Below are 16,524 nucleotides of genomic sequence, written 5' to 3' on the forward strand. Positions count from 1 at the left end.
TCCGCGATCTGCCTGGATAAGCGCGTTGGCTGGTTCTGCGAGCGCTACGTCGGAATGCCGCCCAGCTCGATCGCAACCTCGCTGGCGCTCGGCAGCGGCTACGGGGAACGCGGTGGTTACCAGGTGAAGTTGGCGGTCTTCGGCAGGCTCAGCTGGCCTTTTTCGACGAAACGCATAGTGCCGAACGGGCCGCCGGCGAGCTTGCCGCGCAGCACGTAGGGCAGGTCGTCGAGGCTTTGGGTCTGGCTCAGGCCCAGGGTCTGGCGCAGCACGGCGAAGGCCGAAACGCTGACCGGCACCACCAGCACGCCCTCGGAGAAACGCCCGATGCTGCCAGTCTGGTTGCTGACCCCGGTGGCCAGCGGTTGGCCGTTGACTTCCAGGTCCAGGGCCACGCCGTTGTAGTTGATCGCGGTTTCGTTGGGGTTCTGCAGGCGTAGCTTGATGGCGAAGCGCACTTCCAGGTCCTGGCTGGGCAGCGGCTCGATGCCGACCACATTGATGTGCAACTGATCGCGCTGGGGAAACAGGGCGCAGGCGTTCAGGCTGAGCAACAGCAAGCAAAGGGTGAGGCCGAGGAATCTGCGCATCAGGGTTCGTCTCTGCGGGAAAGGAGGCACTGATGAATCTAGCGCGACCAGGTCTGCACCACAAACCGGAGGTTGTTTGAGGGACGCCATCTTCTGTAGGAGCCAGGCTTGCCGGCGATGAGGCCGGCAGGGCTGGTGGTGGGTTTGAGGCCGGGCGTCGGTGGTGTTGCCACTGACGCCATCGCGAGCAATCGAGCATCGACCGGCTGCTCCTACAGAAGCCGGTGGTCAGGCGTTGGGAGCGCGATCAGGTCGGCACCACAAACCGGAGGTTGTTTGAGGGGAGCCATCTTCTGTAGGAGCCAGGCTTGCCGGCGATGGGGCCGGCAGGGCTGGTGGTAGGTTTGAGGCCGGGCGTTTGGTGGTGTTGCCACCGACGTTATCGCGAGCAAGCTTCGCTCCTACAGAGGCCGAGGTCAGGCGTTGGGTTTGGCGCTCACATCCGGGTCCTGCATGACCTTGAGGGTTGCCGCTTCCGGGTCGAATTCGTCTTCTTCCAGCTCGATGAATTCTTCCGGCAGGAAGATATTCAGCAGGATCGCGCACATCGCGCCCACGGTGATCGGCGATTCGAAGATGTTGTGCAGCGCCTTGGGCAGTTCGCGCAGGACTTCCGGCACCGCCGCCACGCCCAGGCCCATGCCCAGGGAAATGGCCACGATCAGCACGTTGCGTCGATGCAGCCCGGCTTCGGCGAGGATCTTGATCCCGGCCACGGCCACGGTGCCGAACATGATCAGGGTGGCGCCGCCCAGCACCGGCTTGGGCATCAGTTGCAGCACCGCGCCAATCACCGGGAACAGCCCCAGCAGCACCAGCAGCCCGGCGATGAAGTACGCCACGTAGCGGCTGGCCACGCCGGTCAGCTGGATCACCCCGTTGTTCTGGGCGAAGGTGACCATCGGCAGGCTGTTGAACACCGCCGCCACCATCGAGTTGAAACCGTCGGCCAGCAGGCCGGACTTGATGCGCTTGATGTACAGCGGGCCCTTGACCGGCTGTTGGGAAATCATCGAGTTGGCGGTCAGGTCGCCGGCCGCTTCCAGAGGCGAGATCAGGAAAATCACCGCCAGCGGGATGAAGGCGATCAGGTCGAAGGAGAAGCCGTACTTGAACGGCACCGGCACGCTGACCATCGGCACTTCCGGCATCGTCGCCAGGTCGACCCGGCCCAGCAGCCAGGCGACGACGAAGCCCAGGGTCAGGCCGATGACGATCGAGCCCAGGCGCAGCATCGGATGGCTGAAGCGGTTGAGTACCACTATGGTCAGCAGCACCAGGGCGGCCAGGCCCAGGTTGCTGGCGGCGCCCAGGTCCGGTGCGCCGAAGCCGCCGGCCATGTCGGTGACCGCCACCTTGATCAGCGACAGGCCCATCAGGGTGATGATGGTTCCGGTGACCACCGGGGTGATCAGTTTGCGCAGCTTGCCGATGAACTGGCTGAGGAACATCTCGATAAAGGCCGCGCAGAAGCAGATGCCGAAGATGGTCGAGAGGATTTCCTCGTTGCTGCCGCCACGGCCCTTGACCATCAGCCCGGCGCTGAGCAGCACGCTGATAAAGGAAAAGCTGGTGCCCTGCACGCACAACAGCCCGGAGCCGATCGGCCCCAGGCGCCGGGCCTGGACGAAGGTGCCCAGGCCCGAGACGAACAGCGCCATGCTGATCAGGTAGGGTGTTTCGTTCTGCAGGCCCAGTACGCCGCCGAAGATCAGGGTCGGCGAGATGATGCCGACAAAACTCGCCAGCACATGTTGCAGCGCGGCGAAGATCGCCGCGCTGAAATGCGGGCGGTCCTCCAGGCCATAGATCAGGTCGGACTTGTAGCGCGGCGTGGAACGATCAGGTGCGGTCATGGGAAAAAGCCTGCCAATGACGTGTCGATAGGGCATGAAACACGTGGAGAAAAGGGGCGCGACGCGGGATGTCGGAGGACGTAAGGCAAAATCTGCGGACCCGGTCAGAAAAATGGAGGCGCAGGATGCCAGAAAGGTGGCCGGGTCAGAAGAGCAAAGCGCATTGCCGACTGAAACTTCAATCGGCAATGCGGCTAGAGGATGGGGCGCTTAGCCGAAAGCGGCCAGCAGGTCTTCCTCGAAGGCCCGCTGCGCCTCGCCGGGAACCTGGGCGCGGTGGCGGGCCAGATAGAAGCCCACGTCGTAACTCAATTCCTCCGGGCGCAGGGCCTTGATCAGCCCTTTGTCTTCCCAGGCGCGGGCGAAGTGGCTGGGCAGGTAGCCGATGTGCTGGCCGGAGAGGATGAAGGTGAGGCTGGCCTCGACCTGCTGTGAACAGGCCGAGCCGGGCACGCCCTGCAACGGCTCGTCGTTTCTCAGCAGCCGGTAGCTGTGGTCGACCTTGTCGGCGCGATGCAGTGCTTGCAGGTCCGGGTTGTCCTGGACGAACAACGGATGGCCGCGCCCGCAGTACAGGTGCTGGGTTTCCGTGAACAGCTGCTGGTAATCGAAGGCGTGCTGCACCTTGGAGAAATAACCGATCGCCAGGTCCAGGCGCTGCTGCAACAGCAGGCGCTCCATTTCGCCGGTCATGGCGCTGATCATCTCGATGCGCACCGACTCGTCGCGCTGGCGAAAGCGCCGGATCGCCTCGGCGACTGTCTGCAACACCGCCGGGTCGAGCGCCTCCGACAGGCCCAGGCGCACCTCGCCAAGCAAACGCCCAGCGACGCCGTTGGACTGATGGCGAAACTGCTCGATGGACTCGAACAGGCCGCGGGTCGCCAGCAGCAGTTGCTCGCCCTTGGGCGTCAGGCGGAAGCCGCCCTTGCCACGGCTGCACAGGCGATAGCCGAGGCGGGTTTCCAGCTTGGCCATCTGCTGGCTGATGCTCGACTGGCTCAGCCCCAGTTCGCCCTGGGCGGCGCTGAAGCCGCCGCATTCGACCACGCAGACGAACAGGCGCAGCAGGTGCAGGTCGAGATCGTGCAGTTGGCCGAGCATCAAACATTACTCCGGGTGAATGTCAGGTTAATACGCTTGATATTTTTCCAATGTATCGACCGGTGCAAGCTGCCGCCACAGATTCCTCGATGGCCGTCAGCGCGGGGATCTCTGTAACCCTTCGTTAGCCGCCCACAATAAGGACGAATCCATGGATATCGCCAACCGCAACGACCAGGCCCTGACCCGTGACAGCCTGTACGGCACCGCCGCCGAAAGCACCTACGCCGGTATCACCAGCTTTATGCGCCGCCGCTACAGCCGCGACCTGCGCGGGGTGGATGTGGCGGTCAGCGGTGTGCCGTTCGATACCGCCACCAGCAACCGCCCCGGCGCGCGCTTCGGGCCGAGGGGGATTCGCGCGGCTTCCGCCGGCATCGCCTGGGAGCGCCACTGGCCGTGGGCTTTCGACCCGTTCGACCATCTGGCGGTGGTCGACTACGGCGACTGTGCCTTCGATTCCGGGGTGCCGCAGTCGGTGCCGGAGAGCATCGAGGCCCACGCCGAGCAGATCCTCGCCAGCGGCAGCGCGATGCTGACCTTTGGCGGCGACCACTTCATCACCTATCCGCTGCTCAAGGCCCACGCGCGCAAGCACGGCCCGCTGGCGCTGATCCACTTCGATGCCCACAGCGACACCTGGCCGGACGAAGAGGGCAAGCGCATCGACCACGGCACCATGTTCTGGCACGCGGCCCGGGAAGGGCTGGTGGACCCGGCGCGTTCGGTGCAGATCGGCCTGCGCACCACCAACGACGATCACCAGGGGTTCCAGGTGCTGGATGCGCGGCAGGTGCATCGGCGGAGCTGCGAAGCCATTGTCGAGGCGATCCGCCAGCGGGTCGGCGACCAGCCGGTGTACCTGACCTTCGACATCGACTGCCTCGACCCGGCCTTCGCCCCCGGCACCGGCACACCGGTGTGCGGCGGCCTGAGCACGCTGCAGGCGCTGGAGATCCTCGGCGGCCTGCGCGGCATCAACCTGGTGGGCATGGACGTGGTGGAAGTGGCCCCGGCCTATGACAGCGCGGAAATCACCTCGCTGGCGGCGGCCACCCTGGCCATGGAAATGCTCTGCCTGTACGCGGCGCGGCATAAGGTCGATCGGTAGGGTGGGAAGCGGGCTTGGCGAGCGCTTTGCGCTCGATCGCAGCCTCGCTGACGCTCGGCAGCGGCTACGGACGCGGTGCCTTTGTAGCCGCTGCCGAGCGTGCGAGGCTGCGATCGGCAACGTAGTTGCCGCAAACCGGAGGTCTGCGGCAATCCCGCGCCCGACACCGCGTTTCTCCAGCAAGGTCAGAGTTCGCTACTGACAGATCCTGACAGGGGGCTCTGTTAAGCTGCGTCGATCCTTCCCTGTCGAGCTTGAAGACGTGTCGCGCACCACTCGTTTGTTGACCCTGTTGCAAGTGCTGCGCGGCAAGCGCTGCCCGGTGACCGCCGCGGCGCTGGCGGCCGAGCTGGAGGTGTCCGAGCGCACCCTGTACCGCGACATCGCCGAGCTGACGGCCCTGGGCGCGCCTATCCATGGCGAGGCCGGGATCGGCTATGTGCTGCGCAGCGGCCTGTTTCTGCCGCCGCTGATGCTCAACGCCGACGAAACCGAAGCCATCGTCCTTGGCCTGCGTTATGTCGACCAGCGTGGCGACGAGGTGCTCGGCAAGGCCGCCGCCGATGCCCTGGCGAAGATCGCCGCGGTGCTGGCGCCGGCGGCCCAGGAAGCCTTGCACAACCCGACGGTGCTGCCCGGCCCGCCGGCTTACTGCTACCCGGAAAACGTGGTGCCGCTGAATGTGTTCCGCCAGGCGATCCGCGAGCAGGCCAAACTGCACATCGATTACGCCGATGTGAACAAGACCCCCAGCCAACGCCTGATCTGGCCGCTGGCCCTGGGCTTTTTGAACGAGGCGCGGGTGATAGTCGCCTGGTGTGAGCTGCGCGACGATTTCCGCACCTTTCGCACCGACCGGATCGCCGCCGCCAGCGAGCAGGGCCAGCGTTATCCGGGGCGCCGCAGCGACCTGTTGCGCACCTGGCGCCAGCGCATGCAACTGGACGATGCCGGGCGTTTCACTCCTGACAAGAACTGACGCGACGGCGTTTTAGCATGGCTCCAGCAACGATAAACAAGGAGCCGTAACACCATGTCCAGCACAGCCATTTCTCTCGCACCGGCCATCGCCGCCTACCTCGCGGCCACCAATGGCCGTGACAGTTCGGCGGTCGCCAGTTTCTTCGCCGAAGACGCCCAGGTGTTCGATGAGGGCCAGCATCAGGCCGGCACCCGGGCCATCGCCCAATGGATGGAAGACAGCGCCCGCCGTTACCAGCCCCGGCTCGAGGTGCTCAAGGTCCAGCAGCGCACCGGCAAGGTGCTGGTGGACAACCTGATTTCCGGCAGCTTCCCCGGCAGCCCGCTGGAATTGCGCTATGTGTTCCGGCTCGACGAGCAGGGCAAGATCGCCAGGCTGGATATCTCGCTGTAGCCGTTGCCAGGGTGATGCAGGCGTTTGCTGTTTGTAGCCGCTGGCGAAGCCTGCGATCGGCAACGCAGTTGCCGTAATCCGGGTTGCGCGTTCTGCCTGATGCACCACGTGCTGAGGTTTTGCGGCAACTGCGTTGCCGATCGCAGCCTCGCGCTGCTCGGCAGCGGCTACACAGACGCTGCGCCCCGTAGCCGCTGCCGAGCGCCAGCGAGGCTGCGATTGACCTGGGCGGCATCCCGACGCAGCGGGCGCAAGACAAGGCATGGCATACTGCGCGGCCCCTTTGCGGATGCGTGGACCCCATGCCTTTCGACTCTCCCCTCAGCGCCTATCAGTACGCTATCCAGGAGCGCGGTTTTGTCGCCGACGAGGCCCAGGAGCGGGCGATGCAGGCCCTGCAGCAGTGCCATGTCGCCCTGCATGAAGGGCGCAAGCCGATCACCGGGGTCTATCTGTGGGGCCCCGTGGGAAGGGGCAAGACCTGGCTGATGGACCAGTTCTACCAAAGCCTTGAGGTACCGGCGCGGCGTCAGCACTTCCACCATTTCATGGGCTGGGTCCACCAGCGTTCGTTCCAGCTGACCGGCACCGCCGACCCGCTGCAGGCCCTGGCCCGCGAGCTGAGCGAAGAAGTGCGGGTGCTGTGTTTCGACGAGCTGTTCGTCAACGACATCGGCGATGCGATCATTCTCGGGCGCCTGTTCCAGGTGATGTTCGAACAGGGCGTGGTGATGGTCTGCACCTCCAACCAGCCGCCCCGGCAGCTGTATGCCGACGGCTTCAACCGCGAGCGTTTCCTGCCGGCGATCGCGGCGATTGAGGCGCATATGCAGGTGGTGGCGGTGGACGGTGCCCAGGACCATCGCCTGCACCCGGGGGCGGTCACCCAGCGTTATTGGCTGACCCCGGCTGGCCAACCGAGCGCCCTGGGCCCGCTGTTCGAACAGCTGGCGGCGGGGCAGGCGGTGTCCAGCGCGGTACTGCCGGTGGGTTACCGCGAGGTCCAGGTGATCAAGGCCAGCGAGCAGGTGCTCTGGTGCCGCTTCGCCGACCTCTGCGAGCAGCCGTTCGCCGCCATGGACTTCATGGCCCTGTGTGACCGCTTCAGCGCGATCCTGCTCAGCGAGGTGCCCGAGCTCAGCGCGCAACAGCGCCCGGGACGGATTGCCCGGGGCACCGAGGACGGCGCCGAGCGAGTGGTGGCCGGCGATCGCGAGCTGCCGCAATTGTCGGTGCACGATGACAGCGTGCGGCGTTTCATTGCTTTGGTGGACGAGTGCTACGACCGCAAGGTGCCGCTCTACCTCGAAGCGCAGGTGCCGATGGAGGCGTTGTACACCGAGGGCTACCTGGAGTTTCCATTCCGCCGTACCCTCAGTCGTCTGAAGGAGATGCAGCTGCAGCGTTTCGGCTGAACACGCCTGACCATTACAAGGGAGACCTGACCGTGAACCAGCCCCTGTCCCATCATCTGCTGACCATGGCTTACCAGAACGCCTGGGCCAACCACCGCCTGGGCAAGGCCTGGGAAATACTCACCCCGAGCGAGCTGGCGGCGCCGCGGGTGAGCTTCTTCCCCAGCCTGAAAGCCACCCTCAATCACATCCTCACCTGCGACTGGTTCTACGTCGACGCGCTGGAGCGGGAGCTGCGCGGCGAGCCGCCACGGCCTGACTGCTATGTGTTTTTCGACGACGAGGAGCCCTTCGACCAGGCCGCCGACCTGCGGCGCGAGCAGGCCCTGGTGGACCGCCGGCTGATCGCCTACTGCGAGCAGCAGCGGGATGTGGACCTTGCGCGCATCGTCACCATCGCCCGGGAGAAGCCGCAGCGCGATACCCGGCTGCGCATGCTCTCGCACCTGTTCGAGCACCAGCTGCATCACCGTGGCCAGGTGCACGCCATGCTCAGCGGCACCCGGGTGGCGCCGCCGCAGCTGGATGAATTCTTCTGCGCGGGCGAGGCGGCACTGCGCGCCCAGGACTTTGCCGAACTGGGCTGGAGCGAAGCGCAGATCTGGGGCGCCGAGGCGGTCGAGGAAAAGAACGGTAGCGCTTGACGCGGTAGCCGCTCGTTTCGTCATGTGCCGGTGTTTACAATCGCGCTTGCCGGAACACATCCGGATCAATCGAACTGTTGAGGACAGACATGGACGTTGCAGACGTATTGGTACTCCAGGCCAGCTACACCAACCCGGTACACGCCGAGGCGATCGCCCTGGTGCTCAACCACTATGCCCAGGACCCGATGGGCGGCGGCCAGCCGCTGGACGCCGATATGTTGCGGCAATTGCCCGGCGAACTGGCCAAGCGCCCCCACGCTTTCAGCGTGCTGGCCTTTGTCGGCGGCGAACCGGCCGGGCTGGTGAATTGCTTCGAGGGCTTTTCTACCTTTGCCGGCCGGCCCCTGGTCAATGTGCACGACGTGTCGGTGATCGATAAATTCCGCGGCCTGGGCCTGAGCCAGAAGATGCTGCACAAGGTCGAGGAGATCGCCCGCCAGCGCGGCTGCTGCAAGATCACCCTGGAAGTGCTGGAGGGCAACGCGGTGGCCCAGGCGTCCTACCGCAAGTTCGGCTTCGACGACGCCATGCTCGACCCAAGCCATGGCCGGATGCTGTTCTGGAACAAAGCCCTGTAAGCCCCTGGAGCCCGCTGGCCGATGAACCCACGGCCCTGGATGCCCTGGTACCCAGTGCATCCAGGGGCCTTACGCCCGCGGCGGATGATTGAGCCGGGCAAACACCAGGCGGAACAGGGTGAAGCTGCCGGGCACGCTGCTGACTTCGGTCCGCCCCTGGTGCAGGTTCATGATCGAACGCACGATCGCCAATCCCAAGCCAGTGCCGCCTTCGGCGCGCGAGCGGCTGCTGTCGACCCGGTAGAAGCGCTCGAACAGGTGTTCCAGGTGCTGCTGCGGAATGCCGGCGCCGGGGTTGCCCACCGACAGCGACACGCTCGAATCGTGCTCCTCCACCAGGATCGAAATGCTCGACGCCCGGGGGCTGTGGCGGATCGCATTGGACAGCAGGTTGGAGATCGCCCGCTGGATCATCAGGCGGTCGCCGTACACCAGGCCATCGCCGGACAGGCTGATGCCCAGGTGCTTTTCCTCGGCGCTCAGGGCGAACAGTTCCGTGACTCGCCGCGCTTCCTCGCCCAGGGAAACTTCTTCGAACGCCACCTGGGAAGCCGGATGGCTGACCTGAGCGAGGAACAGCATGTCGCTGACGATCCGGGTCAGGCGTTCCAGTTCCTCGGTGCTCGACTCCAGCACCGCCTTGTACTCGTGGGGCGGGCGTTCCCGGGACAGGGTGACCTGGGCCTTGCCCATCAGGTTGGTGATGGGCGAGCGCAATTCGTGGGCCAGGTCGTCGGAGAATTGCGAGAGCTGCTGCACGCCGCCGTCGAGCCGGTGCAGCATGAAATTGATGCTGTGGGCCAGCTCGGCCAGCTCCCGCGGCAGGTTGTCCGGCGACAGGCGATGGGTCAGGTCCTGGGTCGTGACCTTGGCGGCCACCCGGCTGAATTGCTGCAACGGCGCCAGGCCGCGCTGCACCACCCACCAGGCGCCGATGCCGATCAGCATCAGCAGCAGGGGCAGGGCGATCACCGTGGAACGCAGGTAGGCGCTGAGCAGCGCCTGGTCGTTGGCCCGGTCCAGGGACAGCACCACCCGCACCTGTTCACCGTTGCGCAGGCTGATCAGGCTGGAGGTGCTGAGCAGCCGGTTGCCGGCGCTGTCGAGCCAGTCGAGGAACGCCGGGCTTTCCGGCTGGGTCAAGGCGACAGGCAGCGGTTCGAGGTTGCGGTTGCCGATGTTCAACAGCGGTTCGGCCTGGGGATCGGCGCCGAAAATGCTCAGGTGCAGGTTGTCGTGGCCCATCACCAGGTCCAGCAGCGAATGCGGGCGGGCGGCGATGTCGCCGGTCTTCAGGTCGCTGGTCAGGGTGTGGCGGATCTGTTCGAGTTTGCTGTCCAGGCTTTCCCGCGCCAGGCTGCCCAGTTCATGGCTGAGGGCCAGGTAGGCCAGGGTGGCGAGCAGCAGCACCAGGCCGGCGCCCATCAGGCTGACGGTCAGGCCCAGGCGCATGGACAGGCTGCTGGCGGTGCGTTGTGGCGAGGCTTTCATTGGCGCACTTCCAGGACATAACCGACCCCGCGGATGGTGTGGATCAGCTTGATCTCGCTGGCATCGTCGATCTTCGCCCGCAGGCGGCTGATGGAGACTTCCACCACGTTGGTGTCGCAGTCGAAGTTCATGTCCCAGACCAGGGAGATGATCTGGGTCCGGGTCAGCACCTCGCCCGACTGGCGCATCAGCACCTGCAACAGGGTGAATTCCTTGGTGGTCAGGTCGATGCGCCGGGAGCCGCGATAGGCCCGGTGCCGGCGTGGGTCGAGCTCCAGGTCGGCGACCCGCAGGGTATCGGTCGCCGGCAGGTTCTCGCTGCGCCGCAGCAGGGTGCGCACCCGCGCCAGCAACTCGGGAAACTCGAACGGCTTGACCAGGTAATCGTCGGCCCCCAGGTCCAGGCCCTTGACCTTGTCGGCCAGGCGCCCGCGGGCCGAGAGCATCATCACCCGGGTGCTGCTGTCCTTGCGCATGTCTTCCAGCACTTGCCAGCCGTCCTTTTCCGGCAGGTTGACGTCCAGAATCACCAGTTCGTAGTTTTGCTGTTCGATCAGGTAAAGACCGTCGACACCGGTGGCGGCGCGATCCACCACATAACCGCTTTCGGTCAGGCCCTGATGCAGATAATCGGCAGTTTTACGCTCGTCCTCGACAACCAGAATGCGCATGGAAAAGTGACCTCTTGATCATTAAAACGATTTCAATGGCGCTGGATATGAAGTTGTTGTTGGACCAGCCATAAAACCCGCGAAGTTGCTGCTGATAAATAGTTTCAGCCGTTTGGGTGGGGGAATGCTCAAGCCTGAAGTGGCTTTAGGGTCAAGATTTAAAGTGCCTGATATCAATGGCTTGTGAATGTTTTCGACAGCCGGTAGCTGACTAGCAGCCCAGTGTAGGAGCGAAGCTTGCTCGCGATGATCGTTAACGATATTGCGTATTGACTGAATAAGTGCGGTGCTCTCAAGTGCATCGCGGGCAAGTCGGATCGCCGCCCGCTCGCTCCTACAAATGGATCATTGGGGATCATGACGTTTATTACTGTTTCAATATGTGTCGAAGTTGCGCGGAACTTAATGCTAATACAGCAGGCGATGATTGTTTCTTATATGGCGTAATTGTCATTTTGACGCCAGAAAGTTGATAGCCCATTGTCATGTCGCTGATATCGACGGGATAAAAAAGGCGCCCATGAAAGGGCGCCGGAAGATCCTCTCTGCCAAAGGAGCATTATCGCCAGAGAGGAGTAGAGCTCGGGGCATATCAGGCATCCGGTTGCGCAGTGGCGCGGGTTGGGTTCTCGGCGGGTGCCTGGGTTTCGGAGGACGTCTGTTCGCTATCGGTGCGGGGTATCTGCTGGCTGATGGGGAAATTGTCCCAGTAGTGCTTCATGCGTTCAGCGCCGCCTTCGGCGAACGCTGCACCCGAGCTGGCAATCATCAGACCGGCGAGCAGGAGTGTGGAGGCTTTCATGTGCGGTGTCCCATTAACAGTGATCGGAATTCCGTCGCGTCCCTGTAACGAAGCAGTAATAGAAGTATGGCGCGATCTTATTAACTGGGGGTTAACAGGGCGCTGAAGGCGGGATGACAATTCTGTCATCCCGGATGAGAGGCACTGACGGCCCACTGATATGGGCCGTGTAGGAAGAAGGGCGGGTTAAAGCTTCCAGTCCAGGCTCAGGGTCATAGTGCGCGGCTCGCCCCAGTAGACGCCGTTATAGAAGCCGACCCGTTCGTAGTACTTCTTGTCGAACAGGTTGGTGACGTTGAGCGAAGCCGACAGGTGCGAGTCGAACTCGTAGCGAGACATCAGCCCGGCGACGCTGTAGGCCTGCTGGTGGATGCGGGTGTTTTCGGTAACGAGGCCCCCGTCGCCGTCGCGTCCCACCGGCCGCCGGCTGTTGCCGTAGATTGCGCTTTGCCAGTTCAGGCTGCCGCCGAGGGTCAGCGCCCGCCACTGGCCCGGCAGGCGATAGGCCGTCGACAGGCGCAGCATGTTCATCGGCTCGCCGCCGTCGGCGCGCTGCTTTTCGCCATTCAGGGCGTGGGTGTAGGTGTAGCCGGCGGTGAGGTTCCAGCCCGGGAGGATTTCGCCCGCGACCTCGGCCTCGAATCCCTGGACTTTGCCGCCTTTGCCGCCCGACTTGTAGAACTCCTCGCCGGTGACCGGGTCCGGCGGCACCGAGCTGTCCAGTTCGGCGACGTTGTCCTGCTTGCTCCAGAACACCGCGGTGGCCAGGTTCAGGCGCTCCTCCAGCAGGCTGCCCTTGAGCCCCAGCTCGTAGTTGCTGCCGACCACCGGCTCCAGGTATTTGCGGCTGGCGTCGCGCTTGTCCTGGGGCTTGAAGATATCGGTGTAGCTGACATACACGGTGTATTCGGGGGTGAGGTCGTACAGCAGGCCGGCGTAAGGCGTCCACATGTCGTTGTGCTGCTGGCGGGTGTCACTCTGGCGGACCAACTGGTTGTCGGTGTCATAGCTGCGAGCCCGACTGTGGATGTTCCAGCTGCCGTAACGGCCGCCGAGCACGGCGTGCAGGTCGTCGCTCAGGCTCAGGCGGGTGGCCAGGTAGCCAGCCTTTTGCCGGGTTCTGTCGCTTTCGCCGGACAGGTTGGTCACGGTGTCGGGAAACTTGGCGATGCCGCCCATGTATTTCCAGTCGGCGATGTTGGTGTAGCCCGGCGGCGTCGGGCCGGCGACGGTGTGCGGCGACGACTCGCTGCGCTCAGCCTCGCCGTAGCCGAACATCAGTTCGTGTTCGCGGCCCAGCAGGCTGTAGGGACCGGCCAGGTTGAAGTCGTATACACGCATTTTCTGCGTGCCGATCATATGGCTGGTCCAGGCGGTCATGCCCGAGCGGTCGGCTTCCGGGAAACCGGCGCCGCCGTAATAGACCTTGCCGTCGCTGTCGCTGTCGCGGTGGGTATAGGCGGCTTTCAGGTGCCAGTCGTGGCCCAGGCGCTGGTCGAGGGTGGCGAAGGCGGTCTTGTCCCTGAGCGGCCAGGAACTCCAGTGCGCCGCCATGTTGGTGGAGCGCGGCAGGTTGGCCTTGCCGCCCGAGGCGTTCCAGTAGGGCACGGTGCCCCAGGAGGTGCCCTGGACCTGCTTGTCCTGATAGTCGTAGCCCACGGCCAGGGTGGTGCTGTCGGTCAGGTCGGCCTCGAGAATGCCGTAGCCGACTTCCCGCTGCAGCTGGTAGTGGTCGCGGAACGACTGGCTGTCGCGATAGGCCAGCACCGTGCGCCCGCGCAGGCGGCCGTCGAACCCCAGGGGGCCGCCGACATCGACGTAGCTGTAGTAGTTGTCGTAGCTGCCGCCACTGACGCCAGCCTTGGCCGCCCATTCGTGGGTCGGCCGCTTGCGCACCATGTTGACCGTGGCCGAAGGATCGCCGGCGCCGGTGGTCAGGCCGGTGGCGCCGCGGACCACTTCGATGCGGTCGTAGATGATGGTGTCCGAATCGGACTTCATGCGGTTGAAGGTGTTGAGCATGCCATCGATCTGGAAGTTGTCGATGGAGTAGCCGCGGGCGGAGTAGATCACCCGGTCGGAGTCCAGGTGCTGGACCACTACCCCAGTGGTTTGCCCCAGCACCTCGGACAAGGTATCGAGTTTGAAATCGTCCATCTGCTGGCGGGTCACCACCGACACCGATTGTGGGGTTTCCTTGATCGACAGGTTCAGGCGGGTGGCGGTGCTCATGCTGCCGGTGGTGTAGGAACCGGTGTTTTCGGTGGTGGCGCCCAGGCCCTGGGCGGTGACGCTGGTGGCATCGAGTTCCAGGGCCTGGGCACCGCGGTCGGCGCTCTGCGCGGGCTCGGTTTCAGCCAGCAGCTCGGGGCTCAGGACCGCGCCGCACAGGCCGAAGGTCAATGTCATGGAACGGGTGAATGGCGCGAGCATCGCTGCCGTCTCCTTGTCGTCGAGGGAAAAAATCCGTTTGCACTGAGACGAAAAGGAGGAGGGGTATTTAGGATAAACGAGAATAATTATTATCTTTCGGATACAAAAATGCCCCACGAAGGGGCATTGAAGGCCGGTATTACGGGGCTGCGGGGCCCCGTAGGAAAAGGCTTATTCTTGCATCGCTTATTTCTGTGCGACTTATTTCTGTACCACCGCGCCGGGTGGCGGCGCCTTGGGCTTCATCAGGCTGAAGTCGATCAGGGCTTTCTCGCTGCGTTCATAGGGGTTGCCGATCAGCAGCGGACGCGGCTTGAAGCTGTCGCTGACCAGGCTCTTGCTGCGGTCCAGCTCATCGGCACTCAGCCCGGCCATGTCGGCCCAGGTGTGGATCAGGTTCGAGCTGCTGTAGGGGCGGCCGAGGTCGCCGGCGAAGTTCCAGTCGTGGTTCTGCTTCCACTTCGGCGAGGCCCAGGCGATGAAGGGAATGGTGTACATCGGCGCGGTCGGCTTGCCTTCGTTGCGGCCCAGGGTGTTGTGGCCGGCAGAGTCGAACACGTCTTCGCCGTGGTCCGACAGGTACAGCAGGAAGCCATTGGGGTCGGTCTTGGCGTAGTCCTTGATCAGGCTCGAAACCACGAAATCGTTGTACAGCACGGCGTTGTCGTAGCTGTTGTAGGTCGGTACCTGGTCGTCGCGCACGCCAGTCGGTACGCCGCTGCGGTCGGTGAACTTGTCGTAGCTCGGTGGGTAGCGGTACTGGTAGCTCATGTGGGTGCCCAGCAGGTGGACCACGATGAACTTGCGCGGCGCGCCGTCGGCCAGGGCCTTGGAGAACGGCTCCAGCACATCGCCGTCGTACTGGCGGGCGTTCTGGTTGCGGTTGTTGTTCAGGTAGACCTGCTCGTCCGCCTGCTCGGAGAAGGTAGTGAGCATGGTGTTGCGCTTGGTCATGGTCTGCTGGTTGGTGATCCAGTAGGTCTTGTAGCCGGCCTGCTTCATCACGCTGACCATGGACGGGGTCTTGAGGTACAGGTCCGGGTTTTCTTCGTCGGCGAAGGTCAGCACCTGCTGCAGGGCTTCGATGGTGTAGGGGCGCGGGGTGATCACGTTGTCGAAGATCGCCAGCTGGTCCTTGAGCTTGTCCAGCTCCGGCGTGGTCTGGCGCGGGTAGCCATAGAGGCTCATGCGCTGGCGGTTGGTCGACTCGCCGATCACCAGGACCAGGGTCGAAGGCTGGTTGGCCATGCTGTCCTTGAGGTTCTGCAGCGGCGGGATCTTGCTCACGTTGTCGAGCATGCCCTGCATGTTTTCCAGCTGCTCGCGATAGCGCCGATAGGCCACCACCATCTGCCATGGCACCGCGGGCTCGATGCGCGTCTCGAATTTTTCCAGGCCGCCGGCGAAGCTGCCGGTGCGCGCGGTCTGCTTGATCAGCGGGTAGCCGATGACGGCGATCAGGATCGCCATGGCCGCTACCAGCGCACGGCCGCGCGGCAGGTAGACCGGGCGCAGGCGGGTCCAGAGGAAAATGGCGAAGGCGGTATGGGCGAGGAACGCCAGCACCATCCACCAGGCGAAGTACTGGGTCAGGTACTCGCCGGCTTCGGAGGGGTTCGACTCGAACATGATGAAGATGACGCTCTGGGAGAACTCCTGCTGGTAGATAAAGAAGTAACCCAGGCTGGCCATGGAACAGGCCCAGAGCACCACGCCTATGACGGCGGCCATTGCTCGGGTGCGGGTCGGGAACAGCAGCATCGGCGCCAGCCAGATCGCGCTCATGATGAAGGCCTGGCGGAAACCGGCGAAGCCGGAGGTGTCGGTTAGCTGGATCAGCAACTGGGTGATGCCGGAGAAGTACCAGAAGAACAGGAAGAGCCAACCCAGGCCCGCCCAGTCAAACCCTTTCGCGGACGTCTTGTCGCGTTTAAACACAGCCATCGAGCGCTCCAGCTTCATTGAACAGGACATTCGCCGGAAAGCTTCGACCACCTCGGCGAACGCGCGCCGCGCCCGTGGGGGCGGCAATATTGCGCCGGAGTATCCATAAGCAGGTGTGAAAACTTTGTGAGTTGGTACCTGCGTGTCAGATAATGCCGTCGCCAGGAGGCGGGAAGGGTAAAAAGCGACGGGCAAAAAGAAGCCGGCGATCCATCGAGGACTCAGCCGGCTTCATTAATCACCTGTTGCAAGGACCGGCCACGGCGGGCAGGTTCCTCGGATCAATCAGGCCTGTAGCTGGGTGACGGCAGCCGCCTGACCCTGGTTCTGCAATGCCAGGCGCAGTTGCGCCAGCTCTTGCTTCAACTGGTCGCGCTCGTTCTTCAGTGCGCGCAACTCGTCACGACGGATAGTGACGTAGAGGGTTTGTGCAGGTCGTGCCGGTAGTACTGTGCCCATTGCTCACCTCGCAAATGGCGTGCATCAACTGTGGTCCGGCCGCTCGAA

15 protein-coding genes are annotated in these 16,524 nt (G+C 63.9%); 6 read left to right on the forward strand and 9 right to left on the reverse strand.

Translation table 11 applies throughout. The annotated features are described in order from the left end of the window. Positions 1–116: 116 nt before the first annotated feature. The 3 genes from ACTJKT_RS00005 to ACTJKT_RS00015 form a co-directional block, all read right to left on the reverse strand. A complete protein-coding gene (locus tag ACTJKT_RS00005) occupies positions 117–590 on the reverse strand; it encodes an LEA type 2 family protein (protein WP_440785663.1) in 474 nt (157 codons plus the stop codon). Between the two features lie 416 nt (positions 591–1,006). Beyond that, positions 1,007–2,446: a nucleobase:cation symporter-2 family protein gene (locus ACTJKT_RS00010; RefSeq protein WP_440785664.1), complete on the reverse strand. Its 1,440-nt coding sequence runs from the start codon at positions 2,444–2,446 to the stop codon at positions 1,007–1,009. 210 nt (positions 2,447–2,656) lie between these two features. Next, entirely contained in the window at positions 2,657–3,550 is an 894-nt protein-coding gene (locus ACTJKT_RS00015; RefSeq protein WP_440785665.1) for a LysR family transcriptional regulator, read from the reverse strand. A 151-nt stretch (positions 3,551–3,701) separates the two neighbouring features. On the opposite strand from ACTJKT_RS00015, the gene speB reads away from it, so the two are divergent. From speB to ACTJKT_RS00045, 6 genes are all read left to right on the forward strand, one after another. Further along, positions 3,702–4,661: an agmatinase gene (gene speB / locus ACTJKT_RS00020; protein WP_440785666.1), complete on the forward strand. Its 960-nt coding sequence runs from the start codon at positions 3,702–3,704 to the stop codon at positions 4,659–4,661. A gap of 262 nt (positions 4,662–4,923) precedes the next feature. Further along, positions 4,924–5,640 carry a helix-turn-helix transcriptional regulator gene (locus ACTJKT_RS00025; protein ID WP_440785667.1) on the forward strand — a complete coding sequence of 239 codons (717 nt, stop codon included), beginning with the start codon at positions 4,924–4,926 and terminating at the stop codon, positions 5,638–5,640. Positions 5,641–5,694: 54 nt separating this feature from the next. Further along, positions 5,695–6,036 carry a nuclear transport factor 2 family protein gene (locus ACTJKT_RS00030; RefSeq protein ID WP_025809066.1) on the forward strand — a complete coding sequence of 114 codons (342 nt, stop codon included), beginning with the start codon at positions 5,695–5,697 and terminating at the stop codon, positions 6,034–6,036. A 302-nt stretch (positions 6,037–6,338) separates the two neighbouring features. Then, the gene (zapE, locus tag ACTJKT_RS00035) at positions 6,339–7,451 is read left to right on the forward strand and encodes a cell division protein ZapE (RefSeq protein ID WP_440785668.1); all 1,113 of its coding nucleotides are present in this window, start codon (positions 6,339–6,341) and stop codon (positions 7,449–7,451) included. 32 nt (positions 7,452–7,483) lie between these two features. Continuing rightward, complete coding sequence (locus ACTJKT_RS00040; RefSeq protein WP_440785669.1) at positions 7,484–8,095, forward strand: DinB family protein; 612 nt, start codon at positions 7,484–7,486, stop codon at positions 8,093–8,095. Positions 8,096–8,184: 89 nt separating this feature from the next. Then, positions 8,185–8,676 carry a GNAT family N-acetyltransferase gene (locus ACTJKT_RS00045; RefSeq protein WP_025809063.1) on the forward strand — a complete coding sequence of 164 codons (492 nt, stop codon included), beginning with the start codon at positions 8,185–8,187 and terminating at the stop codon, positions 8,674–8,676. A gap of 69 nt (positions 8,677–8,745) precedes the next feature. On the opposite strand, the gene ACTJKT_RS00050 is transcribed toward ACTJKT_RS00045, so the two are convergent. The 6 genes from ACTJKT_RS00050 to ACTJKT_RS00075 all read right to left on the reverse strand — a co-directional run bounded on the left by ACTJKT_RS00050 (position 8,746) and on the right by ACTJKT_RS00075 (position 16,476). After that, positions 8,746–10,167: a heavy metal sensor histidine kinase gene (locus ACTJKT_RS00050; protein ID WP_440785670.1), complete on the reverse strand. Its 1,422-nt coding sequence runs from the start codon at positions 10,165–10,167 to the stop codon at positions 8,746–8,748. After that, positions 10,164–10,838: a heavy metal response regulator transcription factor gene (locus tag ACTJKT_RS00055; RefSeq protein ID WP_124320773.1), complete on the reverse strand. Its 675-nt coding sequence runs from the start codon at positions 10,836–10,838 to the stop codon at positions 10,164–10,166. The genes ACTJKT_RS00050 and ACTJKT_RS00055 overlap by 4 nt, the downstream gene beginning before the upstream one ends. 592 nt (positions 10,839–11,430) lie before the next feature. Further along, positions 11,431–11,640: a hypothetical protein gene (locus ACTJKT_RS00060; RefSeq protein WP_440785671.1), complete on the reverse strand. Its 210-nt coding sequence runs from the start codon at positions 11,638–11,640 to the stop codon at positions 11,431–11,433. Positions 11,641–11,826: 186 nt separating this feature from the next. Then, a complete protein-coding gene (locus ACTJKT_RS00065) occupies positions 11,827–14,073 on the reverse strand; it encodes a TonB-dependent siderophore receptor (protein ID WP_440785672.1) in 2,247 nt (748 codons plus the stop codon). 201 nt (positions 14,074–14,274) lie between these two features. After that, a complete protein-coding gene (locus tag ACTJKT_RS00070) occupies positions 14,275–16,017 on the reverse strand; it encodes a phosphoethanolamine transferase CptA (RefSeq protein WP_440785673.1) in 1,743 nt (580 codons plus the stop codon). 285 nt (positions 16,018–16,302) lie between these two features. After that, complete coding sequence (locus ACTJKT_RS00075) at positions 16,303–16,476, reverse strand: DUF6026 family protein (protein ID WP_440785674.1); 174 nt, start codon at positions 16,474–16,476, stop codon at positions 16,303–16,305. Positions 16,477–16,524 lie beyond the last annotated feature (48 nt).

Origin of the sequence: Pseudomonas sp. 22526 (assembly GCF_052044735.1) — a bacterium.
GTDB classification, from domain to species: domain Bacteria; phylum Pseudomonadota; class Gammaproteobacteria; order Pseudomonadales; family Pseudomonadaceae; genus Aquipseudomonas; species Aquipseudomonas piscium.